The sequence below is a fragment of the Acidovorax soli genome, assembly GCF_014207955.1.
GTDB classification, from domain to species: domain Bacteria; phylum Pseudomonadota; class Gammaproteobacteria; order Burkholderiales; family Burkholderiaceae_C; genus Acidovorax; species Acidovorax soli_A.
The window spans coordinates 87826-110166 of record NZ_JACHLK010000009.1 but is presented as its reverse complement, the minus strand read 5'-3'; the positions used below and the strand labels follow the sequence as shown (position 1 = coordinate 110166).

The window sequence follows — 22341 nt, the reverse complement described above, 5'->3', positions numbered from 1 at the left end:
GTTTACAGTGCGGTGTTGTTGCACAGTATCGGGGGCAGGGCATGCGGGGATTGTTTGGTTTGGTCGGGCTGGTCGTGGTACTGGCCATCGTGGGCCTGCTGGCCAAGAAGCAGCTGTCGGCCACGCGAGCACCCGCGGCCGCGTTGCAGCAGGCCCCGATCGCGGGCACCGGGGTCTCGGTGCCGGTGATCAACCCCACGGGCAATGTGCAGCAGCAGAGCCAGCAGGTACAGCAGCAAGTGCAACAGCAGCTCGACGAAATTGCCAAGCAGCGGGCCCAGGCCATGGGCGAGGCAGAGAAGTGAGCAGGACCTGCCTGTGGCCGACCCAAGGCGGGTGACCCCGTGGTGACTGCATTGACCGACGAAGACGGCATGCGCCTGGCGCTGGCCGAGGCGCGCGCCGCTGCCGCGGCGGGCGAGGTGCCTGTGGGTGCCGTGGTCGTCAAGGACGGCCAGGTGGTCGCCACGGGCCGCAATGCCCCCGTGCAGGCCAACGACCCGACTGCTCATGCCGAAATCGTCGCCTTGCGCGCGGCGGCACAGCGGCTTGGCAACTACCGGCTCGATGGCTGCACGCTCTATGTCACGCTGGAGCCCTGTGCCATGTGCAGCGGGGCCATGCTGCACGCACGCCTGGCCCGCGTGGTCTATGGTGCCGTGGAGCCCAGGACGGGCGCCGCAGGCTCGGTGCTCGACCTGTTTGCCCACACGGCCATCAACCACCAGACGGGCGTGCAGGGCGGGGTGCTGGCCCATGAGTGCAGTGCGCTGCTCACCGGCTTCTTCGGCGCGCGGCGCAGCCAGCAGCGTGCCGAGGCCCTGGCGCGCCACCCTTTGCGCGACGACGCCTTGCGCACGCCCGATGCCGCCTTTGCCGACCTGCCGGGCTACCCCTGGGCGCCACGCTATGTGAGCGACCTGCCCAGCCTGGCGGGCCTGCGCCTGCACTACCTGGACGAAGGCCCGCGGGATGCCCCGCGCACCTGGCTGTGCCTGCACGGCAACCCGGCCTGGAGCTACCTGTACCGCCACATGCTGCCCGTGTGGCTGGCGGCGGGCGACCGCGTGGTGGCGCCCGACCTGATCGGCTTTGGCAAGAGCGACAAGCCCAAGAAGGAGGCTGCGCACCGCTTCGAATGGCACCGCCAGGTGCTGCTGGAGCTGGTGCAGCGCCTGGATCTGCAGCGCACCGTGCTGGTGGTGCAGGACTGGGGCGGCATTCTGGGCCTGACCCTGCCCATGGACTGCCCGGAGCGCTTTGGCGGCCTGCTGGTGATGAACACGCTGCTGGCCACCGGCGATGTGCCGCTGCCGCAGGGCTTTGTGGATTGGCGCGCGATGTGCCGCGACAAGCCGCTGTATGGCGTGGGCCGGCTGTTTGCGCGGGGCAACCCGCAGCTGTCGCCGGCCGAGTGCGCGGCCTACGATGCGCCGTTTCCCGACAAGGGCTACCGCGCGGCGCTGCGCGCCTTTCCCGAGCGCGTGCCCGCCGGGCCCGACGATCCGGGTGCCGCACTGTCGCGCCAGGCGCGCGATTTCTGGCGCCGGCAGTGGCAGGGCCAGAGCCTGATGGTGGTGGGCGCGCAGGACCCGGTGCTGGGCATGGCGACCATGCAGGCACTGCAAAAGGACATCCGCAACTGCCCCGAAGCGGTGGTGTTGCCCCAGGCCGGGCACTTCGTGCAGGAGCATGGCCGGGGCATTGCCGAGCAGGCTGTGGAATACTTCAGGCCCTGACCGCACGCCAGCGCCGCCTTTTTCGCGGCCCGCCAGCGGCACCGCATCCCTATTCGGAGCAGGCCCGCACCGGCGCCTGAACGCTTTGCACAACGATCACGACCACCACCATCATCACGACCACCATGGCGATTGCGGCCATGACCATGGTCCCAAGCACATCTACATCTATTCGCCGTCGAGCGCGGTGCGCGACAAGGCGGCCTTCAAGCGCGGCATTGCCCGCCTGAAGGCCCTGGGCCACGAGGTCGAGGTGGATGTGGATGCCCTGGCCAGCCACACCCGCTTTGCCGGCGACGATGCCACGCGCCTGGCCGCCATCCACCGCGCGGCGGCCAGCGGCGCCGATGTGGCGCTGATCTCGCGCGGTGGCTATGGGCTGTCGCGCATCCTGCCGGGCATCCGCTACAAGGCGGTGGCCAAGGCCATCGGCCAGGGCATGAAGTTCGTCGGCCTGAGCGATTTCACGGCCTTCCAGAACGCGCTGCTGGCGCAGACCGGTGCGATCAGTTGGTCCGGCCCGGCCCTGGGCGCCGACTTTGGCGTGGCGGGCGAGCCCGACGACATCATGGAGGCCTGCTTCGATGACCTGCTCACCGGCCACGGCGAAGGCACGGGCTGGCGCATGCACCGTGAAAAGCCCGACGCCACCACGGGCAAGCCGGCCGTGCCCGACATCTACGTGAAGAGCGCCCAGCTCTGGGGCGGCAACCTGGCCGTGCTGGCGTCACTGGTGGGTACGCCCTACCTGCCCAGCGTGAAGGGTGGCATCCTGTTCCTCGAAGACGTGAACGAGCACCCCTACCGCATCGAGCGCCTGCTGACCCAGTTGCTGCACGCCGGCGTGCTGGCGCAGCAAAAGGCCGTGGTGCTGGGCCAGTTCAACCAGTACAAGCTGGTGCCGCACGACAAGGGCTACAAGCTGCAGTCGGTGGTGGACTGGCTGCGTACGCAGATCAAGGCCCCGGTGCTCACCAACCTGCCGTTCGGCCACGTGGAGACCAAGGTGCTGCTGCCCGTGGGGGCGACGGTGTCCTTGTCGGTGGAGGAGCGCGATGCCTTGATCTATTGGGGGCATCTGTAGGCCTCGCAGGGCGAGGCGCTGCGGCAGCTGCCGCACTCAGCGTCAGGAGAGTGGTGCGCGCGCGGGCGCGCCCACGGCGCGCGGCAGCAGGCCCTGGAACAGGAGTGTCACTTCGTCGATGACGTTTTTGGCAACGGGCTCACCCTGCAGCGGGGCCAGGGTGCTCTGCAGGTCGCTGCGCAGGTACCACAGGGCCTCGATGTCGCCGGCATAGCGCAGGCGGATGTTCATGCGTGCCACCTCGCAGCCGGAAAAGCCCGAGAGGCTGCGGATCATGGCGCGGCGCACCTCTTCCAGCTGCTGGTCGCGCACCCAGGCCGTCGATGCCGGCGCGTCACGGCCAATGAGGCCGTGCAGGCTGCTGCCGCGGACAGTGGGTTTGTTCCAGCGCATGGAATGGGTTGGCACCATAAAGAGGTAACAGGGCTCAAGTTAAGTGGCCGCCTTCGCAAATGCAAGGGGGCCACTCCCTTTTTTTGCAGAAAGCCAACAGGCCCTCATAGCTTTTTGCAAACAATTGCAAGTTTTCGATGCTTTTTTGAATCTAGTAGAAAAGGACTAAGCACAAGTCATGCCCGGTGCGCCAGGCTCTCCGTGCCCTGCGCCGACGAGGGCTGGAAAGGCGCTGCCGGCCTTGCGAATGGGGGAAGAGAGGGCATGCAAGGGGCTCGCATGGGACCGCCGGGGCGCACGCGCTCCAAGGGGATTTGCTCCATGCTCCAGCCCGGCCCTGAGGGTGACACGGGCGCCATGCACACTGCAGGCGCTTGAACTAAACTGGGTCACATGATGTTACCTGCGGTCCCGTGCCCATGACAGTTCTCTCGACGGTGGTCTTTGCCGATATCTCGGGCAGCACCTCTCTGTACGAGACGCTGGGAAACGAGCGCGCCACCGAAGCCGTGACGCAGCTCACCCAATGGATTGCCGACACCATCGAAGGCAATGCGGGCCGCGTCGTCAAGAAGCTGGGCGATGGCGTGCTGGGCATCTTCGGCGATGCCGCGGGCGCGGTCTCGGCCGTGGCCGAGATGCAGCGCAAGCACCTCACGCGGCTGGACCGCTGGCCCCATCCGCTGCGCATGGACATCCGCGTGGGCGTGGCCAGCGGCGAGGTGGTGGAGGTCGATGGCGACTGCTACGGCGACGCCGTGAACGTGGCCTCGCGCCTGTGCGAACGGGCCGGTCCGTCCGAGATCTGGGCCACGGAGACGGCGGTGCTGCTGGCCGGCGCTGCGGCTTCGGTCTGGTACCGCAAGCTCGGGGTGATGGAGATCCGTGGCAAGGCCGAGACCCTGATGCTCTACCAGGTGGAATGGCGCCTGGACGAGGAGCCCGAGTCGCTGACCATGCAGTCGGCGCTGGTCAGCAATTTCTCGCCGGTGGATTCCATCCTGGGGCAGATCCAGTTCTCCTGGCATGGGGTGGACCTGTCGTTCAGCTCGGCCGATGCCCCGGTGCATGTGGGCCGGGCCACCGAGATGCAGTTGCGCATCAACGACCCCCGGGTGTCGCGCCTGCATGCGCGCATCGACTGGCGCAACAGCGGCTTCGTGCTCACCGACATGAGCAGCTTCGGCACCTGGGTGCGCTTCGAGGGCAGCGACTCGCCCGTGCGCCTGCGGCGCGATGCCTGCATCCTGCACGGCACGGGGGAGATCGCTCTCGGCGTGTCGTTCAGCGAGCCCACGGCGCCCAAGATGCACTTCCAGGTCGTCGGCGCCAGCGTGCATCTGGGCTGACCCCCTGAGTCGCTTCGCGCCTTCCCCCTGAAGGGGGACGCCCCCAGCGCGGCGGGGCGGCCCTTGCGCGGGGGCACTGGCTTGGGGTGCGCCAGTTGCTGAGGGCTGGGCTGGCGCGTAGCGTTGTCGAAAACCGGTATGAGGCCAATCTGAATTGGTGCAGCGCTGACACGTTCTGACACAATGCCCGGCGACTAGACCGAGACCAAACAGGACAGAACGATATGGCGTGGATCAAGAAGACGGCTGTGGCCCTGGTGGCCGGGGCCTTGCTGGTGGGGGCGGGGGCCGCCATCTATGTGCAGCGCACCTTTGCGGTGGTCGATGGCAAGCTCCAGGTGCCGGGCCTGGGCCAGGCCGTCAAGGTGCAGCGCGATGCCGCGGATGTCACCCATGTCAGTGCGCAGAGCCCGCAGGACGCCTGGTTCGCCATGGGCTATGTGCATGCACAGGAGCGCACCTGGCAGCTGGAGTTCAACCGCCGCGTGATGCATGGCCAGCTCTCCGAGGTGTTTGGCGAGGCCACGCTGGAGACCGACAAGCTCATGCGCTCGCTCGACGTCGTGGGCACGGCGCGCAAGCAGTACGCCGGGCTGCCCCTGTACGCGCGCGAGGCGCTGCAGGCCTACAGCCGGGGCATCCACGCCTTCCACAAGAACCGGCCGCAGGCCCTGCCACCCGAGTTCCTGGTGCTGGGCGCCAAGCCCGGCGGCGACACAGGCGCGGTGTGGGAACCCGAGGACAGCGTGGGCTGGGCGCTGATGATGGCGCTGGACCTGGGCGGCAACTGGGGCAATGAGTTCGCGCGCTTGTCGGTGGCGCGCTCGCTCGATACCGAGCGCCTGTGGCAGTTGATGCCGCCGTACCCTGGCGAGCCGCCGGCTGCCACGGCCGACCTGGCGGCCCTGTACCGGCAATGGGGGGTGTACCGCAGCGATGCCGCGGCGGCAGCGCCCAGCGCCGGTCTGGCCCGTGGCGCCGCACTGCAGGCCAGAAAGCCCGAAGCCGCAGCAGAGCGGGGCGGCAGCGCCTTCTCGCGCCAGATCGGCGCCGGCATGCTGGCCTGGGCCGAGGAGTTCGCGCGCAACGCCGGCACCAACGAGGGCAAGGGCAGCAACAACTGGGTGGTCGCCGGATCGCGCACCGAAAGCGGCAAGCCGCTCTTGGCCAATGACCCGCACCTGTCGCTGAGCGCGCCCGCCATCTGGTACTTTGCCGGCTTGAAGGCGCCGGCGGGCAAGGCATCCGATGGCTCGCCCATCGCTGCCATCGACGCGGTGGGCGCCACCTTGCCGGGCCTGCCCTTCGTGGTGCTGGGCCGCACGGCCCAGGTGGCCTGGGCCTTCACCAACACCAACCCGGATGTGCAGGACCTGTTCCTGGAGCAGATCAACCCGGCAGACCCCACGCAGTACCGCACGCCCGGGGGCTGGGCGCCCTTCGAGGTGCGCAAGGAGGTGTTCCGCGTCAAGGGCAAGCCCGACGTGGAGCTGGCGCTGCGCAGCACGCGCCATGGCCCCGTGCTCAGCGATGCGCAGAAGTCGCATGCCGAGGTGCTGGACCTGCAGAAGTACGTGCTGGCCCTGCGCTGGACCGCGCTGGACGCCGACAACCAGACCGTGCTGGCCGGCCTCATGGCCAACCAGGCGACGTCGGTGGAGAGCCTGTTCGCGGGTTTTGCGAGCTACCACTCGCCCATGCAGAGCGTGCTGGCGGCCGATGTGAACGGGCGCATCCGCTTCCAGGCCATGGGCCGCGTGCCCGTGCGTGCGCCAGACAACGACATCCGCGGCGTGGCGCCTTCGCCCGGCTGGGATGCGCGCTACGACTGGAAGGGCTGGCTGCCGCTGGACCAGACCCCGCAGGATGAGGGGGCCAAGGGCTGGATCGCCACCGCCAACCAGCGCGTGACGGCACCCGGCTACCCGCACTACCTGACGCAGGACTGGGCGCTGCCCTACCGCTACGAGCGCATCGCCGGGCTGATCGAGGCCCGCCCCAAGCACACGGCGGCAAGCCTGCAGGCCATCCAGCTCGACACGGCGTCGCTGGCCGCACGCCACCTGCTGCCCTACCTGCAGCAGGCACAGTCCAGCCACCCGCTGGCGGCCAAGGCCCAGGCCCTGCTCAAGGACTTCGATGGCGTGATGGACGCGCGCCGTGCCGCGCCGCTGATCATGGCCGCCTGGACCGACGAACTGGTGCGCGGCCTGGTCGTGCCGCGCATCGGCGAGGCGCGCTTTGCCGCCACCTACGGCAAGCGCGACTACCGCGCCGGGCTGGAGGGCATGCTGGCACGCAACGATACCTGGTGGTGCCAGCCCTCCACCTGTGCCGAGCAGTCGGCTGCGGCCCTGGGCCGTGCGCTCGACCGGCTGCAGGCCGCCTACGGGGCCGAGCCCGCCGCCTGGCGCTGGGGCGATGCCCACCCTGCCGTCAGCGGCCACCGGCCCTTTGGCAGTGTGGCGGCGCTGGCGCGTTACTTCGACGTGAGCGTGCCATCCAACGGCGATTCGTACACGGTCAACGTGGGCCAGTACAACGCGGGCGACGCCAAGGCGCCTTTTGCCAACCGCCATGCGGCATCGCTGCGCGCTATCTACGACCTGGCGGACCTGGAGCAGTCGACCTTCATCTACCAGACGGGGCAGAGCGGCCTGGTGTTCTCGCCACGCTACCGCGACATGGCCACGGCCTGGGCCGGTGCGGGCAACCGTCTGCTGCAGCGCGAGCCGGCGCGCTTCGTCCACTCCCTGACGCTCGCGCCTGCGCCTTGAGACAAAGGATTCCCATGGGTTTCGTACCGTTGATCGAATCCACCCGGGGTGGCCTGGTCGAGTGCCAGCACTGGGGTGCGGTGGCCGTGGCCAACCGCGATGGCAAGCTGCTCGCCCAGGTGGGCGACCCGGGGGCGGTGGTGTTCACGCGTTCCACCATCAAGGCCTTCCAGGCGCTGCCCTTCATGCTCTCGGGCGGCGCCAAGGCCCTGGGCTGGGGCGCGGCCGACCTGGCGCTGCTGTGCGCCAGCCACAACGGTGAGCCGATGCACGTGGAGCAGGTCGAGCGCATGCTCGCCAGCGTGGGCAAGGACTACCACGCGCTGCGCTGCGGCTGCCACCGGCCGCTGTTTGCCGAGTTGGGTCTCGGTTCGCTGCCGGCGGACTTCGTGCCCGACGAGCGCCACAACAACTGCAGTGGCAAGCATGCGGGCTTCGTGGCCTTCTGCGTGCAGCAGGGGCTGCCGCTCGATGACCACCTGGACCCCGGCCATCCGCTGCAGGTGGCGATACGGGAGCGCGTGGCCCAGGCCGTGGGCCTGCAGCCGGGCGACCTGGCCGCCGGAACCGATGGCTGCTCGGCCCCCAACTACGCGCTGCCGCTGGCCAACCTGGCGCGCGGCTATGCGCGCCTGGCCGGAGGCGCGCCGGACACCGAATTCGACGAGAGCTTCACGGCGCTGGCCGATGCCATGGTGGCGCGGCCCGAGCTGGGCTCGGGCACGGGCCGCCACGACCTCGATTTCATGCGCGTGGGCGAAGGCGACTGGGTCTCCAAGACCGGTGCCGACGGCGTGCAGGTGGTGGGCAGCCGCAGCCGGGGCGAGGCCTTTGCCCTCAAGGTCATGGATGGCAACATGCTGGCGCAGGTGGCGGCATCGGTCGAGGTGATGGACCAACTGGGCTGGCTCAGCGACACGCAGCGCGCGGCACTGGCGCCCCGGCGCTCGGCGCGCATCGCCAATGCCCGGGGGCGTGAGGTGGGAACGCGGCGGCCGGCGTTCCGGCTCGGCTCAGGACGGTAGCCGGGCCAGCGGGTACGCCGCATCCGCCGCCGGGAAGAAGGCGGCAAACGGCTCCGAATCGGGCAGCACATAGACCACGCCCGCCTCGCGCCCCAGCCAGGGCGCGATATGGCGGTTGTAGAACGCCGTGGGCGCATTCACACAGCCATTGCTGATGCGCCGCTCGGCCAGCACCGGGCTGGCCAGGCGCTGCACGCGGCGCTCGGCCGGGGCGCCGCGCACGCGGTGCAGCGATACGGCGGCCTCATAGTCGATCCACACGATGTCATGGCCCTGCAGGTTGCTGCCGGGCTCGCTCACGAAGCGGCCGGCCGGCGTGGTGCGCTCGTGCGGGCGCACCTGCGACAGCGGCTTCTGGCCGATGCCGGGCGCCGAGTGGTCGCCCAGGGCCGAGCCCAGCAGCACTGGTGCGCTGCCCGCATGGTCGCCGCCGGGGCCGAACACATGGATGGTGGCCGCAGGCTTGTCGATCACGGCAAAGGGCATGCCCTGGTGGTCGGCGCTGGCCACGGCCCAGCGCACCAGGCGCTGGGCGTCCACCGTGGCGCCGGTGCGTTCCCAGGACGTGGCGGCCCGTGCTGGAGGGGTCCAGGTTGCCGCGGCACCCAGGAGCATGCCGGCACTGGCGAGCACGCTGCGCCGCCGCCAGCCTGCAGGCTGCGTCGGTTGCGCGGCCGAAACCGCCAAAATGTCACGAAGAAAGGGGGCGGGCTGGGGGAGCGAGGTCATGGTGCCTCCCAATCGTAGCGGTTTGTGCCAATAATGGCGCATCTGCGACTTCTGCGAAGCCTTGCGGCTTGTGAACACACCATGTTTGATCGCATCCGCCAGGCCTTTGCCGGGGCGCCGTCCGATGCCGCCGACGGCCTGTCCTCCAACCAGCCCGTGACCGGCCCGCAACTGGCGCGCTGGATCGCCGACCAGCAGCTGTCCAGCGTGGCGCAGGCGTCGCCCGGCCATTTCGACGTGGGCGGCGAGATCCTGGGCCACCCCTGGCGGCTGGAGTGCGGTGCCTCCACGCGCGATTACATCCTGGGCCTGGAGCTGCGCGGGCGCGCCGACGTGAAGGCCGACCCCGATGCCGCCGTGCTGGTGCTCAACCGCCCGCTGCGCGATGCGCTGGAACGCCACGCCTACAACGCCATCACCGACAACCTGCAGACCAGCGTGGATGCGCGCATGCCCGAGGAGATGCGCTGGCTGTCCATGTTCGACGAGGTGTCCTGGCCCGAGCTGCCCAGCTCGTTCCGGCGCCATTTCGCGGTGGTGGCCGAGCGCAGCGAGCATGCAGAGCACTGGGTCCATGCGCACCTGGTGTCGGCCCTGCTCAATGCGGTGGAGGGCGAACAGGGGGCGCTGAGGTCCGAAACCCCCATGGTGCTGATGCTGGCGCGCGGCCATGTCTACCTGCGCACCGAACACACCCGGCGCACCCTGGCCGAGATCGCCCATGCGCGCACCGTGCTGGTGACGGCCGCCCAGGCGGCGGCGCAGAACCTGCCGGCACCGCCGCCACAGGCCTGACCCCGGTCTCCTATGATCGCAGGCCATCGGCGCATGGGCGCCGAGCTTGCGAGAACCTGAATGAGCACACCCTCTGTCCGCGCCATCGGCGGGACCACACCGTACACCGTGACCCTGGTCGATGAGGCCGGCCACACCTGGCTGGGCGATGAGCCCGCCGACCTGGGCGGTGCCGATGCCGGCCCGTCCCCGTTCCACCTGCTGCTGTCCAGCCTGGGCGCCTGCACCGTCATCACGCTGCAGATGTTTGCTGCGCGCAAGCAATGGCCCTTGGCAGGGGTCGAGGTGGCATTGCAGCTCAACCCCGGCGGCGCGCCCGCCAGCGGCGCCGACATCACGCGCACCATCACCCTGTCGGGCGCTCTGGACGATGAGCAGCGCCAGCGCCTGCTGCAGGTGGCCAATGCCTGCCCGGTGCACAAACTGCTGACCGGCGAGGTGCGCATTGCGTCGGCGCTCGCTGCATCGCAAGGGGCACAGGCATGACGAAAATCGCTTCGGCCTCGGTGGTGTCGGGCGACACCAACTACGTCCACCAGGTCCGCGCGGGCCATTTCGACCTCGTCACGGACGAGCCGAAAGCGCTGGGCGGGCAAGGGCAGGGCCCCGCGCCGTTCGACTACTACCTGGCGGCCCTGTCGGCCTGCACGGCCATCACGCTGCGCATGTATGCCGAGCGCAAGGGCTGGAGCCTCGGCGAGTTCCGGGCCGAACTGGCATTGACCAGGGACGAGGAAGGCCGGCTGCACATCCACCGTGTGCTGCATTCGGACCAGGCGCTCAGCGATGCGCAGTGGGAGCGCCTATTGGAAGTGGTCGCGAACACGCCGGTGACCAAGGCCCTGCGCGAGGGGGCCGAGATCACCAGCGAACGGGGGCGCTGACCGGGACAACCCCCGGGGAGGGGGACTGGCTTCAGCTGCCGCGCGTCACGGGCACGCCGGCATCGCGGCCGTAGGCGCCGTACTTGCCCAGCTCCCACTTGGCGATGGCATTGCGGTGCACTTCGTCCGGGCCGTCGGCAAAGCGCAGGGTGCGCGCACCGGCGTAGGCGTAGGCCAGCGGGAAGTCGTCGCACATGCCGCCGCCGCCATGCACCTGCATGGCCCAGTCGATCACCTGGCAGGCCATGCTCGGGGCGACGACCTTGATCATCGCGATCTCGGTCTTGGCCACCTTGTTGCCGGCCACGTCCATGAGCCAGGCGGCCTTCAGGGTCAGCAGGCGGGCCATGTCGATCTTGCAGCGGGCTTCGGCAATGCGCTCCTGCGTCACGGTCTGCTGGGCCACGCTCTTGCCGAAGGCCACGCGCGAGGAGGCGCGCTTGCACATCAGCTCCAGCGCGCGCTCGGCCAGGCCGATCAGGCGCATGCAGTGGTGGATGCGGCCGGGGCCCAGGCGGCCCTGGGCGATCTCGAAGCCGCGGCCCTCGCCCAGGAGGATGTTGGAGACGGGCACGCGCACGTTCTCGAAGGTCATCTCCACGTGGCCATGGGGCGCATCGTCGTAGCCCAGCACATTGAGCGGGCGGATGATGGTGATGCCCTTGGTGTCGGCGGGCACCAGCACCATGCTCTGCTGCGAATGCTTGGGTGCGTCGGGGTCGCTCTTGCCCATGGTGATGAACACGGCGCAGCGGGGGTCGGCCGCGCCCGAGATCCACCACTTGCGGCCGTTGATCACGTACTCGTCGCCCTGGCGCTCGATGCGCGTGCTGATGTTGGTGGCGTCGCTCGAGGCCACGTCGGGCTCGGTCATGGCGAAGGCCGAGCGGATCTTGCCCTCGAGCAGCGGCTTGAGCCAGCGCGCCTTGTTGGCCTCATCGCCATAGCGGGCGATGGTCTCCATGTTGCCCGTGTCGGGGGCGGAGCAGTTGAACACCTCGCTGGCCCATGGCACGCGGCCCATGACCTCGGCCAGGGGGGCGTATTCCTGGTTGGTCAGGCCCGCGCCGTCGTAGCCCGAGGCGGCCGCGCTGTCCACCGGCAGGAACAGGTTCCACAGGCCCGCAGCCTGGGCCTTGGGCTTGAGGTTCTCGATGGTGGTGAGGGCCGACCAGCGCTTGCCCGCGGCCGTGTTGGCGGCCAGCTCGGCGGTGTAGGCGGCCTCGTTGGGGTAGATGTGCTCGTCCATGAACTGGAGCAGCTTGGCCTGCAGTTCCTTGGTCTTGGGGGAGTAGTCAAAGTCCATGGGGGGTCTCCGTTGGGTAATCTCGGTGGGTGTCGTCTCAACTGCGCTGGGCAAAGGACCAGGCCAGCTGGGCCATGGGGCGCGCGGTGTCGCCCGAGGCCTTGGCCTGGGCGCTGGAGGCCGTGCCGGCCTCCACGCGCTTGGCGATGCCCTGCAGGATGGCGGCGATGCGGAACATGTTGTAGGCCAGGTAGAAGTTCCAGTCGGCGCGCAATGCCTCGGGCGTGGCGATGCCGGTGCGCTCGCAGTACATGCGGATGTAGCGGTCCTCGTCGGGGATTCCCAGTGCCGCGATGTCCTGGCCCGCGATGCCGCGGCCCATGGCGGCGGGGATGTGCCAGCTCATGCAGTGGTAGCTGAAGTCGGCCAGCGGGTGGCCCAGGGTGGACAGCTCCCAGTCGAGCACGGCGATCACGCGCGGCTCGGTGGGGTGGAACATCAGATTGTCCAGGCGGTAGTCGCCGTGCACGATGGAGACCTGGCTCTCATCGCGCGCGCTGGCCGGCATGTGCGCGGGCAGCCACTCCATGAGCTTGTCCATCTCGGGGATGGGCTGGGTGATGGAGGCCACGTACTGCTTGCTCCAACGGCCGATCTGGCGCTCGAAGTAGTTGCCGGGCTTGCCGTAGCTGGCCAGGCCCCGCTCGGCGAACTTCACGCTGTGCAGCGCGGCGATCACGCGGTTCATCTCGTTGTAGATGTCACCGCGCTCGGCCGGCGTCATGCCGGGCAGGGACTGGTCCCACAGCACGCGGCCCTGCATGCATTCCATGACGTAGAAGGCGCGGCCGATGACCGATTCGTCCTCGCACAGCACATGCATGCGCGGCACGGGCACATCGGTGCCGGCCAGGCCGCTCATCACCGCGAATTCACGCTCCACAGCGTGGGCCGAGGGCAGCAGCTTGGCCACCGGGCCGGGCTTGGCACGCATCACGTAGCTGGCCTTGGGCGTGACCAGCTTGTAGGTGGGGTTGGACTGCCCGCCCTTGAACATCTCCACGGTCATGGGGCCCTCGAAGCCCTCCATGTGGGCCGTGAGCCATGCGGTGAGGGCGGCGACGTCAAAGGCATGCTGCTCGGACACCGCGCGGGTGCCGACGAAGTGGTCAAAATTGCTCATGGGTGCTGGGTCCTCACACTGGTGGTGGCAGCGTGCTTGTCTCGCCCCGCCGTGGTCGGCAGGTGTTGGGAAAGGGCGGCGCCGGGGCGGGCCCCGGGCCGGGATGTCGTCAGGTATCGGCTTCGGCGATGCGCATGAGTGCGTCGCGGTCGCGTATCACCAGGCCGCCCGGCTCGATGCGGATGGCGTCCTCGCGCTCCATGGACTTGAGCTCCTGGTTCACGCGCTGGCGTGATGCGCCCAGGAGCTGCGCCAGTTCTTCCTGCGCCAGCTGCAGGCCGATGCGCATCTCGCTGCCGTCCGACAGGCTGGGCACGCCATAGCTGCGCACCAGGTGCACCAGCTGCTTGGCCAGGCGCGAGCGCAGGGGCAGGGTGTTGAGGTCTTCCACCAGCCCGAACAGCTGGCGGATGCGCCGTGCATGCAGGCGCAGCATGGCTTCGTACAGCTCGGTATGGGCGGCCAGGATCTTCTTGAAATCGGCCTTGGCCACGCACAGGATGGTGGTGTCGCCATGCGCATAGGCGTCGTGCGTGCGCCGGTCCCCGTCGAAGATCGCCACGTCGCCGAACCAGATGCCCGGCTCCACGTAGGTCAGCGTGATCTGCTTGCCCGAGATGGAGGTGGAGCTCACCCGCACCGCACCGCGCGCGCAGGCAATCCACTCCTCGGGCGGGTCCCCGCGGGCGGCGATCAGGCCGCCATCCTTGAAGCGTTTGACGTAGGCACATCGGAGGATGTCGTGGCGTAGCGAAGGTGAGAGGGAAGAAAACCAGCGACCGGAGTTGATCGCTTCACGTTCTTCGATGGTAAGAATCGGGTCGTCCATGGCCTGTCTTTTGCGTGACTGGAAACAGGCCCATTGTCGCGTGAGGGACCGGCGCCCTGCGTCAGGGTTGTCACCTGAGCGTCTTGCCCATGCACGGTGCTGGCATGCAGAAACGCCAACGGCCCTGCGAGAGGGCCGTTGGCGTGTGTGTCGAGGGCTGCGAGCCGTTCTTACTCGTACTTCGGTGTCTGTTTGTCCAGGAAGGCCGAGATGCCAATGCCCCCATTGGCATGGTGCAGGTTGTTCACGAAGTGGTCGCGTTCGCTGGCCAGGTGCTGCGTGAGGTGGTTGCCGGGGGCTTCGTTCAGCAGTTCCTTGATGCTGGCCAGGGCGTTGGGTGCACGGCTGTTGAGGCGCTCGGCCAGGGCCAGGGCGGTCTCCAGCGCGCTGCCGGGGTCGGCCAGTTGGTTGACCACGCCCAGGGCGTGCAGGCGCTCGGACGGGATGCGGTCACCGCACATCAGGATCTCGGTGGCGATCTGGCGCGGCAGCGCCTGGGCCAGGCTCCAGCTGGCACCGCCATCGGGAGACAGGGCCACGTTGCTGTAGGCCATCACGAACACCGCATTGCGCGCGGCCACCACCATGTCGCAGGCCAGGGCCAGCGAGAAGCCCGCACCGGCTGCTGCACCCTCCACCGCCGCGATGATGGGCTTGGGGTAGGTGCGCACCATCTCGATCCAGTTGTGCAGGCCTTCGATGCTCTGCGCCTGCACCTCGCGCGCCTCCTGGCGGTTGGCCAGCAAGCGCTGCAGGTTGCCGCCCGCGCAGAACATGTTGTCCGAACCGGTGATCACCACGCTGCGGATGTCGGGGCTGTTCTCGGCCACGCTCAGCGCCTCCACGCCGGCGGCGTAGATGGCCGGCTCGATGGCGTTGCGCCGCTCCGGGTTGTGGATGGTCAGCACCAGGGTCTTGCCCTGGCTGGTGCTCTTGAGTTCTGCGGGCATCTTGTCTCCGGGTAAAGGTTGGATGGCTGTTCGGGCTTTTACCGCACTACGCATCGTCTGCAGTTCGTCGAGCAGGGCGCAGCCGAAGCCAGGGCAGCCGTGCAAGGGCCGCCCCGCCGCACTGGCTGCGTCCCCCTTCCCGAATTGCACAGCAATTCGAGAGAAGGGGGAAGGCGCGACAGCGACTCAGGGGGATGTACCGAATTAGGCTTCTTCCACGTGGGTCAGGCTCAGCCCGATGGCGCCGCGGCGGCGCAGCCAGGGGCTGGGGCGGTAGCGCGTGTCGCCGTACACCGTCTGCATGTTGAACAGCACCTCCAGTACATTGGTCGGGCCCCAGCGGTCGCCCATGGCCAGCGGGCCCAGGGGGTAGCCCAGGCCCAGGGTGACGGCGGTCTCCAGGTCGCGTGGGCTGCAGATGCCTTGCTGGCAGATGTCGCTGGCGATGTTGACGATGGTGGCCACCACGCGCTGCGTGACGAAGCCGCCGCTGTCGCGGATCACGCTCACTGGCTTGCCGTCGCGCGCGAACAGGGCGTGCGCGGCGTTGCGGATGTCCACGCGCGTGGCGGGGTTGGTGGCCAGCACGCGGCGCTTGGTGGCCGCTTCCTCCACCAGCATGTCGATGCCGATGGTGCGCGCCGGGTCCAGCCGCTCCACCACGGCCACGGTGGTCACGTCAAAGCCCAGCGGCGCCACCAGGGTGATGGCGTTGGGAGAAGGCGAGGTGCCGGTCTCGATGGTGGCGCCCAGGTCCTTGAGCAGCTGGTACAGCTCGGCGCGGCGCGCGGCGCGCGGCGACACCCAGACGGGCGGAATCTGGTCCACCACGGGCACCGGGGGCTCGGCGGGCACCTGGGCGGCGCCGTTCTCGTAGCGGTAGAAGCCTTCGCCCACCTTCTTGCCCACCACGCCGCCGGCCAGGCGCTGCGCCGTGATCACGCTGGGGCGGTAGCGCGGCTCGTCGTAGTACTGCTGGTAGATGGATTCCATCACCGGGTGCGAGACATCCAGCGCCGTCAAGTCCATGAGCTCGAAGGGCCCGAGCTTGAAGCCCACCTGGTCGCGCAGGATGCGGTCGATGGTGGCGAAATCGGCCACGCCCTCACCCACGATGCGCAGGGCCTCGGTGCCATAGCCGCGCCCGGCGTGGTTGACGATGAAGCCGGGGGTGTCCTGCGCCAGCACGGGCGTGTGGCCCATCTGTTTGGCGTACTCGCACAGGGCGGTGCAGACGGCCGGCTCGGTCTTGAGCCCGGCGATCACCTCCACCACCTTCATGAGTGGCACGGGGTTGAAGAAGTGGAAACCCGCCAGGCGCCCGGGCCGCTGCATGCCGGCAGCGATGGACGTGACCGACAGCGACGAGGTGTTGGTGGCCAGCACCGTGTCGGGGCCCACCACCTTCTCCAGGTCGGCGAACAGGCCGCGCTTGACGTCCAGGCGCTCGACGATGGCCTCGACCACCAGGTCGCAGTGCGCCAGGCCCGCAGAATTGTCAACGATGTGCAATTGCGCAGACCAGGCTGCAGCCTGCTCTGCAGAAATGCGATTTTTTCCTACGAGTTTTTGCCACTGGTCGTGGATACTGTCCCTGGCGGCCAGGGCTGCACCGGCCTGGGTGTCGAGCAGATGGACCTGGCTGCCCGCCTGGGCGGCGATCTGCGCGATGCCCCGGCCCATGGCGCCCGAACCCACGATGCCGACGTTGAGAAACTGAATTTTCATAGCGCCATTATGGCTGTGGACATGCCCGCGCACTTATGTGCAAGAATGGGATGCGCTCAAAACAGAAATTATTGTGAAACTCCGTAACACCATTTTGGGAGCCGGTTTGTGGGTCGTAGCCCTGGGCGCTTCGGCGCTTTCGCTGGGCAGCGGTCGGGGCGCCGCGGTGATCGGTTCGCCGGTCGATCTGAGCTTCGACATCCAGCCAGACCAGGGTTCTGACGTCGCGTCGTCATGTATCGGAGCCACCCTGGTCGCGGGCGATACGCCCGTCAGCCCCTCCCGGGTGCGTGTGACGCCCCAGCCCGCATCGGCCGGGCGCGCCGCCTCCGTGCGCGTGCAGACCACCTCGGTGATTGACGAGCCGGTGCTGACCGTCACGCTCACCGCCGGGTGCACGGGCAAGGTGACACGCAGCTATACCTTTCTGGCCGACCCCCCTGGGCGAGTCCCCCCCGTCGCCGCTGCGCAGCCCGGGGCCTTGCCGGTGGTGCCCTCTGTCCCGGTGGGCGGCACCGGTGCCGCGGCATCGGGCCTGGCCGAGCCTTCTCCCTCCCTGGAGCGCGGTGTGGCCGGGGCGCCGGCCCGTGGCACTGCCGCTGCAGCACGCCGCCAAGCGCCCGCCTCCAGTGCTGCGCCCGCTGCGGAGCGCGCACCGCGTGCGGCCGCCGCCGCGCCGGCACGCAGCAGCGCGCGTGTGATGGCCAATGCGCAGGCTCCTGCCCCCGCCGCCGGCCCGCGCCTGGTGCTGGAGCCGCTGGACCTGTGGCTGGAAAGCCCGGTGGCCCTGCGTGCCACGACGCAGCTGCTGTCCACCCCGGCGGAGGAGTCCTCGCCCCAGCGTGCCGAAGCGGCTGCCGCCTGGAAGGCCTTGAACGCCACCCCGGAGAGCCTGGCGCAGGACGCCGAGCGCCTGCGCGTGCTGGAGGCCGAGGCCAAGGCCGTGAAGGCGGGCTCGGCCCAGCAGCTCGCCACCACGCAGCAATTGCAGCAGCAACTGGACGAGGCGCAGGAGCGCTTTCCGGCCACGGTCGTCTATGTGCTGGGGGCCTTGCTGGCATTGGCGCTGGGCCTGCTGGCCTGGGTCTGGCAGCGGGCCAGCCGCCAGGCCGCCTTGTCCGAGAAGTCGTGGCGCGAGTCGGTCAAGGTCAGCGCGGTCGACTCCAGCGCACCCACGGCAGGGCAGGTCGATCCCGGGTGGGAACCGCTCGAAACCCTGCCCGTCCCTTCGGTGAAGGGCGATCTGCGGGCACCTTCCGGCAGCGCCCCCTTGTTCAAGGATGCCAAGCCGGCCTCCGGGCCGGCACCCCTGTACGCGGCGCCGACCGCGGTGGCGGCAGCCGCCGCGCGGGTGCCGGCGCCTGCCCCGGTCAAACCGGCAGCCCCCGCCATGGAGCCGGCCCGGGCGCTGAAGATCGTCAACCCCGACGATGTGTTCGACATCCAGCAGCAGGCCGAGTTCTTTGTCTCGGTGGGCGAGCACAACCAGGCCGTGGAAGTGCTGCGCAAGCACATCGTGGACCACAAGGAGACCACGCCGGTGGCCTACCTGGAACTGCTGCGCCTGTTCCACACGCTGAGCCGCGCCGAGGACTTCATGCAGCTGCGCTCGCAGTTCATGCGCTATTTCAACGCCAAGGTGCCCGAGTTTTCGGCTTTCAACCGCCAGGGCCGACCGCTGGACCGCTATCCCGATGCGCTGGCCGAGATCGAGGCCGAGTGGAGCTCGCCGAACGTGCTGCACACGCTGGACAAGTTCCTGTTCCACCGCCCGGGCAACCAGGCGGCGGAGCCTTTTGACCTGGCGGCCTATGACGACCTGCTGCTGCTGCTGGGCATTGCGCAGACCACGCCACCGAGCCAGCGCGGGGCGCCACCCCCGCGCAAGCGCACCACGCCTGTGGAGGAGTCCTTCGAGGCGGCGGTCGAGAAGGGCCTGGGCATGCAATTCCGGTCGCCGCTGGACGATACGGAGCCGGACTTCCCGCTCGACTCGCTGGCTGCCAGTCTGGAGTTCGACTTCGGCAGTACCGAGCCATTGTCCTCCGCACCAGCCCCGGTGGCCCGGCAGTCCGGCCCGGCCGAACTGAGCCTGGAACCTACCTCGGGCATGGCCCCCATCGCCGGAGTGTCCTCGGCCCCGGCGCCGCTGGGCTCGGCGCAGCCGCGCAACCCGCCTGCGACCTATACCAAGTCCTCGGTGAACCTGGACGTGGACCTGTCCGAACCCCTGCACCTCACGCTGAGCGACCTGCCACCCGTGCCCGTCACGCCCCCGCCGCCGCCCGGCCAGGCCGTGGGCTTTGGCGCCGAGAACGACCTCATGGAGCTGCGCCTGGAGCTGGAGCAGCGCCAGGACGAGCACGGACGCAAGAAGTAAAAAAGAAACAGGCCCTCCTTGGGGCCTGTTTTCTTTTTGGGGCTGCTGTGTTGCACCGCTGCTAGGCGGCTTTCATCGCCTGCATCAACGCAGCCGCGGCAGCCTCGGGGTCGGGCGCATTGACCAGCGCGCGCACCACGGCCACCGAACCCACGCCCGTGGCCAGCACTTCGGGAAACTGCTCGGCGCCGATGCCGCCGATGGCCACCTGCGGGTAATGGCGCAGCAACCGCGCATAGCCCTGCAGCCGGCCCACGCCCTGCGGGGCCGTGGCCATCTTCTTGAGCGTGGTCGGGAACACGGCGCCCATGGCGATGTAGCTCGGGCCGACGGCATCGGCACGCAGCATCTCGGCATAGCCATGCGTGCTCACCCCCAGGCGCACGCCCGAATGGCGCAGGGTCTGCAGATCCGCAGGGCTCAGTGCGTCGAGATCTTCCTGCCCCAGGTGCACGCCATAGGCGCCCGCATTGATCGCGGCGCGCCAGTGGTCGTTGATGAACAGCAGGGCCCCGGTGTCCTGCACCGCCTGCACGGCGGCATTGACCTCGCGCTCGATCGCGGTCGGGTCGTCGGACTTGAAACGCAACTGCACGGTGGGCACGCCCGCACGGGCCATGCGGCCCACCCAGGCAGCATCGGGCAGCACGGCATACAGGCCCAGGGCATCGGGGCCGGGGGCGAAGGCCTGGGCGCGCGGCACGGCCTGCAGGCCGAAATCCAGCGGCTCGTCGGGCCAGGTTTCGGGGTTCATGGCGCCGGTGCGCAGGGTGCGCGCCTGCCAGGCGCGGGCGATGCATTCGGCATCGTGCGCGATGAAGCCCAGGGTGCTGGCTGCATGCAGCGCTGCCAGGTAGGCGGGTTCACTGGAGGTGGGGGCCGGCACGGGCTCGGGCGCAAAGCCCGCAAAGGTGGCGGCGTGGTGCGCCACGATGGCCTTGGCCAGTTCGGTCGGTGCGGTATCAGGCATGGTCGTCGTGGTGCCAGAAGGGGGTGCCCAGCACGGGGGTGCTGGGTTGGGCGGCGTCTTGCGCCGTCATGGCGCCGGCCAGGCGGGCCGTGCGGCCGGCGTGCACGGCATTGGCAAAGGCGCCGGCCATGGCCACGGGGTCCTGCGCCAGGGCCACGGCGGTGTTGAGCAGCACGCCGTCGTAGCCCCATTCCATCACCTGGCAGGCGTGCGAGGGCAGGCCCAGGCCGGCATCCACCAGCATGGGCACGTCAAGGCGCTCGCGCAGCATCTGCAGCGCATAGGGGTTCACCGGCCCACGGCCGGTGCCGATGGGCGCGGCCCAGGGCATCACGGCCTGGCAGCCCACGTCCACCAGGCGCTGGCACAGCACGAAGTCCTCGGTGCAATAGGGCAGCACCTGGAAGCCTTCCTTGATCAGGTGCTCGGCCGCGCCCACCAGGTTCAGCGTGTCGGGCTGCAGGGTGTAGTCGTCGCCGATCAGCTCGAGCTTGATCCATGGGGTGTTGAACACCTCGCGCGCCATCTGCGCCGTGGTGATGGCTTCCTGCACGCTGTGGCAGCCGGCGGTGTTGGGCAGCACGGGCACATCGAGGCGGCGCAGCAGCTCCCAGAAACTGCTGCCCGACTCGGCCGGGTTGCTGCCCTGGCGGCGCAGCGAGGCCGTGACCATGGCAGGGCGTGAGGCCTGCACGGCGGCTTCGAGCACGGCAGGCGAGGGGTAGCGCGAGGTGCCCAGCAGCAGACGGCTGTGGAAGGTCTGGCCGTACAGGACCAGCGGGTCGTTGGAGGTGGTCATGGTGCAGGAGGGGAGGGTTCAGCCGCCGGTGACGGGGGAGATGACTTCGATCTTGTCGCCCGGCTGCAGCGACTGCGCCGCATAGCGGCTGTTGGGAACGAAGACGGTGTTCACGGCCACGGCATAAGGAGGGCGCGCTTCGATGGCGGCCACGGCATCGACAACGGTGGCGCCCTCGGGCAGCTCGTGTGGGATCTGGTTGATGGAAACGTTCATGGTCAAAGGACAGGGGCAGCAGGCTCGCGGAGCTGGCGCTCCAGCAGTTGCAGGTTCAGATCGAATCGGGGGGCCAGGGCGGAACGGCCCGTGCCCAGCACCTCCATGACCACGTCCAGCATGGCCGGCGCGATCATGAAGCCGTGCCGGTACAGGCCGTTGACCTCGAGCACGCCCGGGCGCTGCTGGCGGATGGCGGGCAGGTTGTCGGGCAGGGTGGGGCGGCATTGCGTGGCCACCTCGACGATGCGTGCCTCGGCAAAGCCGCTGTGCACGGCATAGGCCGCGCTCAGCAGCTCCAATGTGGAGCGCACGCTCGCGGGCGAGAGGTCGTCGGACTCGATCTCGGTCGCGCCGATCACGAAGAGGTGGTCTTCCTTGGGCGCGATGTAGATCGGGTAGCGCGGGTGCACCAGGCGCGTGGGGCGCTGCAGCGTGACCTCGGGTGCATGCACACGCACCACCTCGCCGCGCACGCCGCGCAGCGCGCGCCAGGGGTCACGCGCGCCCAGACCGCGGCAGTCCAGCACCCAGTCGGGCTGGCCGGGCTCGCCGGGCGCAAAGGCATCGGGGTGGCGCGGCGCATGCCAGTGCATGCGCACGTGGAGGCGCTGCATCTCGTGCAGCAGGGCGGCCAGCAGTTGGCGGTTGTCGAGCTGGCCCTCGCCGGGCAGGTACAGGCCCCGGGCGAAGCGGCCCGCGAGCGCCGGCTCCACGCCGTTCAGTCCCGCGCTGTCGAGTTCCTGCAAGCCAGGCAGCTCGGGGATGGCGCGCTGGTTGGCCTGCAACTGGCGTGTGAGGCGCTGGGCCTCGGCCGCGTCCTGCCGGTGCCAGACGATGAGCGTGCCTTGCTGCTGGAAGAAGACGGGCTGCGCCAGCCGCGCGAGCAGCTGCGGCCAGCGGGCGAGGGCATGCTGGCCCATGCGCACCACGCCGGGCTCGGTCACGGCCGACTCGGCCAGCGGCGCCAGCATGGCGGCGGCCACCGTGGCGGCCGACTGCTCGGCCGCCGGCCCGGCGGCGTCATAGATGTCCACGCCATGCCCCTGGCGTGCGAGTTCGACCGCCAGCAGCCGGCCCATGAGGCCGGCACCCAGGATGGCGAACGAGGAGGAAGGAGGATTCATGCGTCCAGCTGTATGCAACAGGTGGACAAAACGGGATGGTGGCTTTCTTCCGTCGCTGTGGAAACTCCCCACGCCAGCATGACCTGGATCGGGTAGCGGGGCCGCGGGTGTGCCGCCCCAGGGTATTTCTCAGTCGCG

General features: G+C 69.2%; 21 protein-coding genes. 10 read left to right on the top strand and 11 right to left on the bottom strand.

The features are described 5' to 3' along the window. Window positions 1-41 precede the first annotated feature (41 nt). The 3 genes from HNP48_RS21465 (at window position 42) to HNP48_RS21455 (ending at window position 2823) form a co-directional block, all read left to right on the top strand. Window positions 42-305 carry a hypothetical protein gene (locus HNP48_RS21465; protein ID WP_184860874.1) on the top strand — a complete coding sequence of 88 codons (264 nt, stop codon included), beginning with the start codon at window positions 42-44 and terminating at the stop codon, window positions 303-305. 39 nt (window positions 306-344) lie between these two features. Further along, window positions 345-1739 (top strand): tRNA adenosine(34) deaminase TadA, encoded by a 1395-nt coding sequence (tadA, locus tag HNP48_RS21460; protein WP_184860872.1) that lies wholly within the window; start codon window positions 345-347, stop codon window positions 1737-1739. A gap of 85 nt (window positions 1740-1824) precedes the next feature. Beyond that, the gene (locus HNP48_RS21455; RefSeq protein ID WP_184860870.1) at window positions 1825-2823 is read left to right on the top strand and encodes an LD-carboxypeptidase; all 999 of its coding nucleotides are present in this window, start codon (window positions 1825-1827) and stop codon (window positions 2821-2823) included. Window positions 2824-2865: 42 nt separating this feature from the next. Here the strand turns inward: HNP48_RS21455 and HNP48_RS21450 are convergent, their stop codons facing one another. Continuing rightward, a complete protein-coding gene (locus tag HNP48_RS21450; protein WP_184860862.1) occupies window positions 2866-3216 on the bottom strand; it encodes a hypothetical protein in 351 nt (116 codons plus the stop codon). Between the two features lie 419 nt (window positions 3217-3635). Between HNP48_RS21450 and HNP48_RS21445 the strand changes: the two genes are divergently transcribed. The 3 genes from HNP48_RS21445 to HNP48_RS21435 all read left to right on the top strand — a co-directional run bounded on the left by HNP48_RS21445 (window position 3636) and on the right by HNP48_RS21435 (window position 8367). Then, window positions 3636-4565 carry an adenylate/guanylate cyclase domain-containing protein gene (locus tag HNP48_RS21445; protein ID WP_184860859.1) on the top strand — a complete coding sequence of 310 codons (930 nt, stop codon included), beginning with the start codon at window positions 3636-3638 and terminating at the stop codon, window positions 4563-4565. 224 nt (window positions 4566-4789) lie between these two features. Next, window positions 4790-7342 carry a penicillin acylase family protein gene (locus tag HNP48_RS21440; protein WP_184860857.1) on the top strand — a complete coding sequence of 851 codons (2553 nt, stop codon included), beginning with the start codon at window positions 4790-4792 and terminating at the stop codon, window positions 7340-7342. A 14-nt stretch (window positions 7343-7356) separates the two neighbouring features. Continuing rightward, the gene (locus HNP48_RS21435) at window positions 7357-8367 is read left to right on the top strand and encodes an asparaginase (RefSeq protein WP_184860855.1); all 1011 of its coding nucleotides are present in this window, start codon (window positions 7357-7359) and stop codon (window positions 8365-8367) included. Here the strand turns inward: HNP48_RS21435 and HNP48_RS21430 are convergent. Beyond that, complete coding sequence (locus HNP48_RS21430) at window positions 8356-9096, bottom strand: hypothetical protein (RefSeq protein ID WP_184860853.1); 741 nt, start codon at window positions 9094-9096, stop codon at window positions 8356-8358. The genes HNP48_RS21435 and HNP48_RS21430 overlap by 12 nt on opposite strands. Before the next feature lie 81 nt (window positions 9097-9177). On the opposite strand from HNP48_RS21430, the gene HNP48_RS21425 reads away from it, so the two are divergent. Genes HNP48_RS21425 through HNP48_RS21415 form a run of 3 tightly spaced genes read left to right on the top strand, consistent with a single transcriptional unit; the run spans window position 9178 to window position 10775 of the window. Next, complete coding sequence (locus HNP48_RS21425) at window positions 9178-9891, top strand: hypothetical protein (RefSeq protein ID WP_184860851.1); 714 nt, start codon at window positions 9178-9180, stop codon at window positions 9889-9891. Between the two features lie 60 nt (window positions 9892-9951). Continuing rightward, complete coding sequence (locus HNP48_RS21420) at window positions 9952-10377, top strand: OsmC family protein (RefSeq protein WP_184860849.1); 426 nt, start codon at window positions 9952-9954, stop codon at window positions 10375-10377. Further along, window positions 10374-10775: an OsmC family protein gene (locus HNP48_RS21415; RefSeq protein ID WP_221480300.1), complete on the top strand. Its 402-nt coding sequence runs from the start codon at window positions 10374-10376 to the stop codon at window positions 10773-10775. Before HNP48_RS21420 ends, HNP48_RS21415 begins: the two co-directional genes overlap by 4 nt. 31 nt (window positions 10776-10806) lie before the next feature. Here the strand turns inward: HNP48_RS21415 and HNP48_RS21410 are convergent, their stop codons facing one another. From HNP48_RS21410 to HNP48_RS21390, 5 genes are all read right to left on the bottom strand, one after another. Continuing rightward, a complete protein-coding gene (locus tag HNP48_RS21410) occupies window positions 10807-12081 on the bottom strand; it encodes an acyl-CoA dehydrogenase family protein (protein ID WP_184860847.1) in 1275 nt (424 codons plus the stop codon). 37 nt (window positions 12082-12118) lie between these two features. After that, a complete protein-coding gene (locus HNP48_RS21405) occupies window positions 12119-13204 on the bottom strand; it encodes a phosphotransferase (RefSeq protein WP_184860845.1) in 1086 nt (361 codons plus the stop codon). Window positions 13205-13313: 109 nt separating this feature from the next. Beyond that, window positions 13314-14033, bottom strand: coding sequence for a Crp/Fnr family transcriptional regulator (locus tag HNP48_RS21400; protein ID WP_184860843.1), 720 nt, complete (start codon window positions 14031-14033; stop codon window positions 13314-13316). Window positions 14034-14203: 170 nt separating this feature from the next. After that, window positions 14204-14983, bottom strand: coding sequence for an oxepin-CoA hydrolase, alternative type (locus tag HNP48_RS21395; RefSeq protein ID WP_184860841.1), 780 nt, complete (start codon window positions 14981-14983; stop codon window positions 14204-14206). 204 nt (window positions 14984-15187) lie between these two features. Continuing rightward, a complete protein-coding gene (locus HNP48_RS21390; protein ID WP_184860839.1) occupies window positions 15188-16711 on the bottom strand; it encodes a 3-hydroxyacyl-CoA dehydrogenase in 1524 nt (507 codons plus the stop codon). A gap of 106 nt (window positions 16712-16817) precedes the next feature. Here HNP48_RS21390 and HNP48_RS21385 point away from each other — a divergent pair, with 106 nt between their 5' ends. Then, on the top strand, window positions 16818-19091 hold the full coding sequence (locus HNP48_RS21385) for a hypothetical protein (protein ID WP_260420322.1): 2274 nt from the start codon (window positions 16818-16820) through the stop codon (window positions 19089-19091). A gap of 61 nt (window positions 19092-19152) precedes the next feature. Here the strand turns inward: HNP48_RS21385 and HNP48_RS21380 are convergent, their stop codons facing one another. From HNP48_RS21380 to HNP48_RS21365, 4 genes are read right to left on the bottom strand one after another with little or no spacing between them, the layout of a single operon-like run. Further along, window positions 19153-20061, bottom strand: coding sequence for a thiamine phosphate synthase (locus HNP48_RS21380; protein WP_184860837.1), 909 nt, complete (start codon window positions 20059-20061; stop codon window positions 19153-19155). Then, entirely contained in the window at window positions 20054-20860 is an 807-nt protein-coding gene (locus HNP48_RS21375; protein ID WP_184860835.1) for a thiazole synthase, read from the bottom strand. The genes HNP48_RS21380 and HNP48_RS21375 overlap by 8 nt, the downstream gene beginning before the upstream one ends. An 18-nt stretch (window positions 20861-20878) precedes the next feature. Further along, a complete protein-coding gene (thiS, locus tag HNP48_RS21370) occupies window positions 20879-21076 on the bottom strand; it encodes a sulfur carrier protein ThiS (protein ID WP_184860832.1) in 198 nt (65 codons plus the stop codon). A 2-nt stretch (window positions 21077-21078) separates the two neighbouring features. Beyond that, entirely contained in the window at window positions 21079-22203 is a 1125-nt protein-coding gene (locus tag HNP48_RS21365) for an FAD-dependent oxidoreductase (RefSeq protein ID WP_184860830.1), read from the bottom strand. Window positions 22204-22341 lie beyond the last annotated feature (138 nt).

What these genes read in the sequence shown, in the direction of transcription:
- HNP48_RS21465 (WP_184860874.1), top strand. Translation starts at nt 42, where the DNA reads ATGCGGGGATTGTTTGGTTTGGTCGGGCTGGTCGTGGTACTGGCCATC.
- HNP48_RS21450 (WP_184860862.1), bottom strand. Translation starts at nt 3,216, where the DNA reads ATGCGCTGGAACAAACCCACTGTCCGCGGCAGCAGCCTGCACGGCCTC.
- HNP48_RS21445 (WP_184860859.1), top strand. Translation starts at nt 3,636, where the DNA reads ATGACAGTTCTCTCGACGGTGGTCTTTGCCGATATCTCGGGCAGCACC.
- HNP48_RS21440 (WP_184860857.1), top strand. Translation starts at nt 4,790, where the DNA reads ATGGCGTGGATCAAGAAGACGGCTGTGGCCCTGGTGGCCGGGGCCTTG.
- HNP48_RS21435 (WP_184860855.1), top strand. Translation starts at nt 7,357, where the DNA reads ATGGGTTTCGTACCGTTGATCGAATCCACCCGGGGTGGCCTGGTCGAG.
- HNP48_RS21430 (WP_184860853.1), bottom strand. Translation starts at nt 9,096, where the DNA reads ATGACCTCGCTCCCCCAGCCCGCCCCCTTTCTTCGTGACATTTTGGCG.
- HNP48_RS21425 (WP_184860851.1), top strand. Translation starts at nt 9,178, where the DNA reads ATGTTTGATCGCATCCGCCAGGCCTTTGCCGGGGCGCCGTCCGATGCC.
- HNP48_RS21420 (WP_184860849.1), top strand. Translation starts at nt 9,952, where the DNA reads ATGAGCACACCCTCTGTCCGCGCCATCGGCGGGACCACACCGTACACC.
- HNP48_RS21415 (WP_221480300.1), top strand. Translation starts at nt 10,374, where the DNA reads ATGACGAAAATCGCTTCGGCCTCGGTGGTGTCGGGCGACACCAACTAC.
- HNP48_RS21410 (WP_184860847.1), bottom strand. Translation starts at nt 12,081, where the DNA reads ATGGACTTTGACTACTCCCCCAAGACCAAGGAACTGCAGGCCAAGCTG.
- HNP48_RS21405 (WP_184860845.1), bottom strand. Translation starts at nt 13,204, where the DNA reads ATGAGCAATTTTGACCACTTCGTCGGCACCCGCGCGGTGTCCGAGCAG.
- HNP48_RS21400 (WP_184860843.1), bottom strand. Translation starts at nt 14,033, where the DNA reads ATGGACGACCCGATTCTTACCATCGAAGAACGTGAAGCGATCAACTCC.
- HNP48_RS21395 (WP_184860841.1), bottom strand. Translation starts at nt 14,983, where the DNA reads ATGCCCGCAGAACTCAAGAGCACCAGCCAGGGCAAGACCCTGGTGCTG.
- HNP48_RS21390 (WP_184860839.1), bottom strand. Translation starts at nt 16,711, where the DNA reads ATGAAAATTCAGTTTCTCAACGTCGGCATCGTGGGTTCGGGCGCCATG.
- HNP48_RS21380 (WP_184860837.1), bottom strand. Translation starts at nt 20,061, where the DNA reads ATGCCTGATACCGCACCGACCGAACTGGCCAAGGCCATCGTGGCGCAC.
- HNP48_RS21375 (WP_184860835.1), bottom strand. Translation starts at nt 20,860, where the DNA reads ATGACCACCTCCAACGACCCGCTGGTCCTGTACGGCCAGACCTTCCAC.
- thiS (WP_184860832.1), bottom strand. Translation starts at nt 21,076, where the DNA reads ATGAACGTTTCCATCAACCAGATCCCACACGAGCTGCCCGAGGGCGCC.
- HNP48_RS21365 (WP_184860830.1), bottom strand. Translation starts at nt 22,203, where the DNA reads ATGAATCCTCCTTCCTCCTCGTTCGCCATCCTGGGTGCCGGCCTCATG.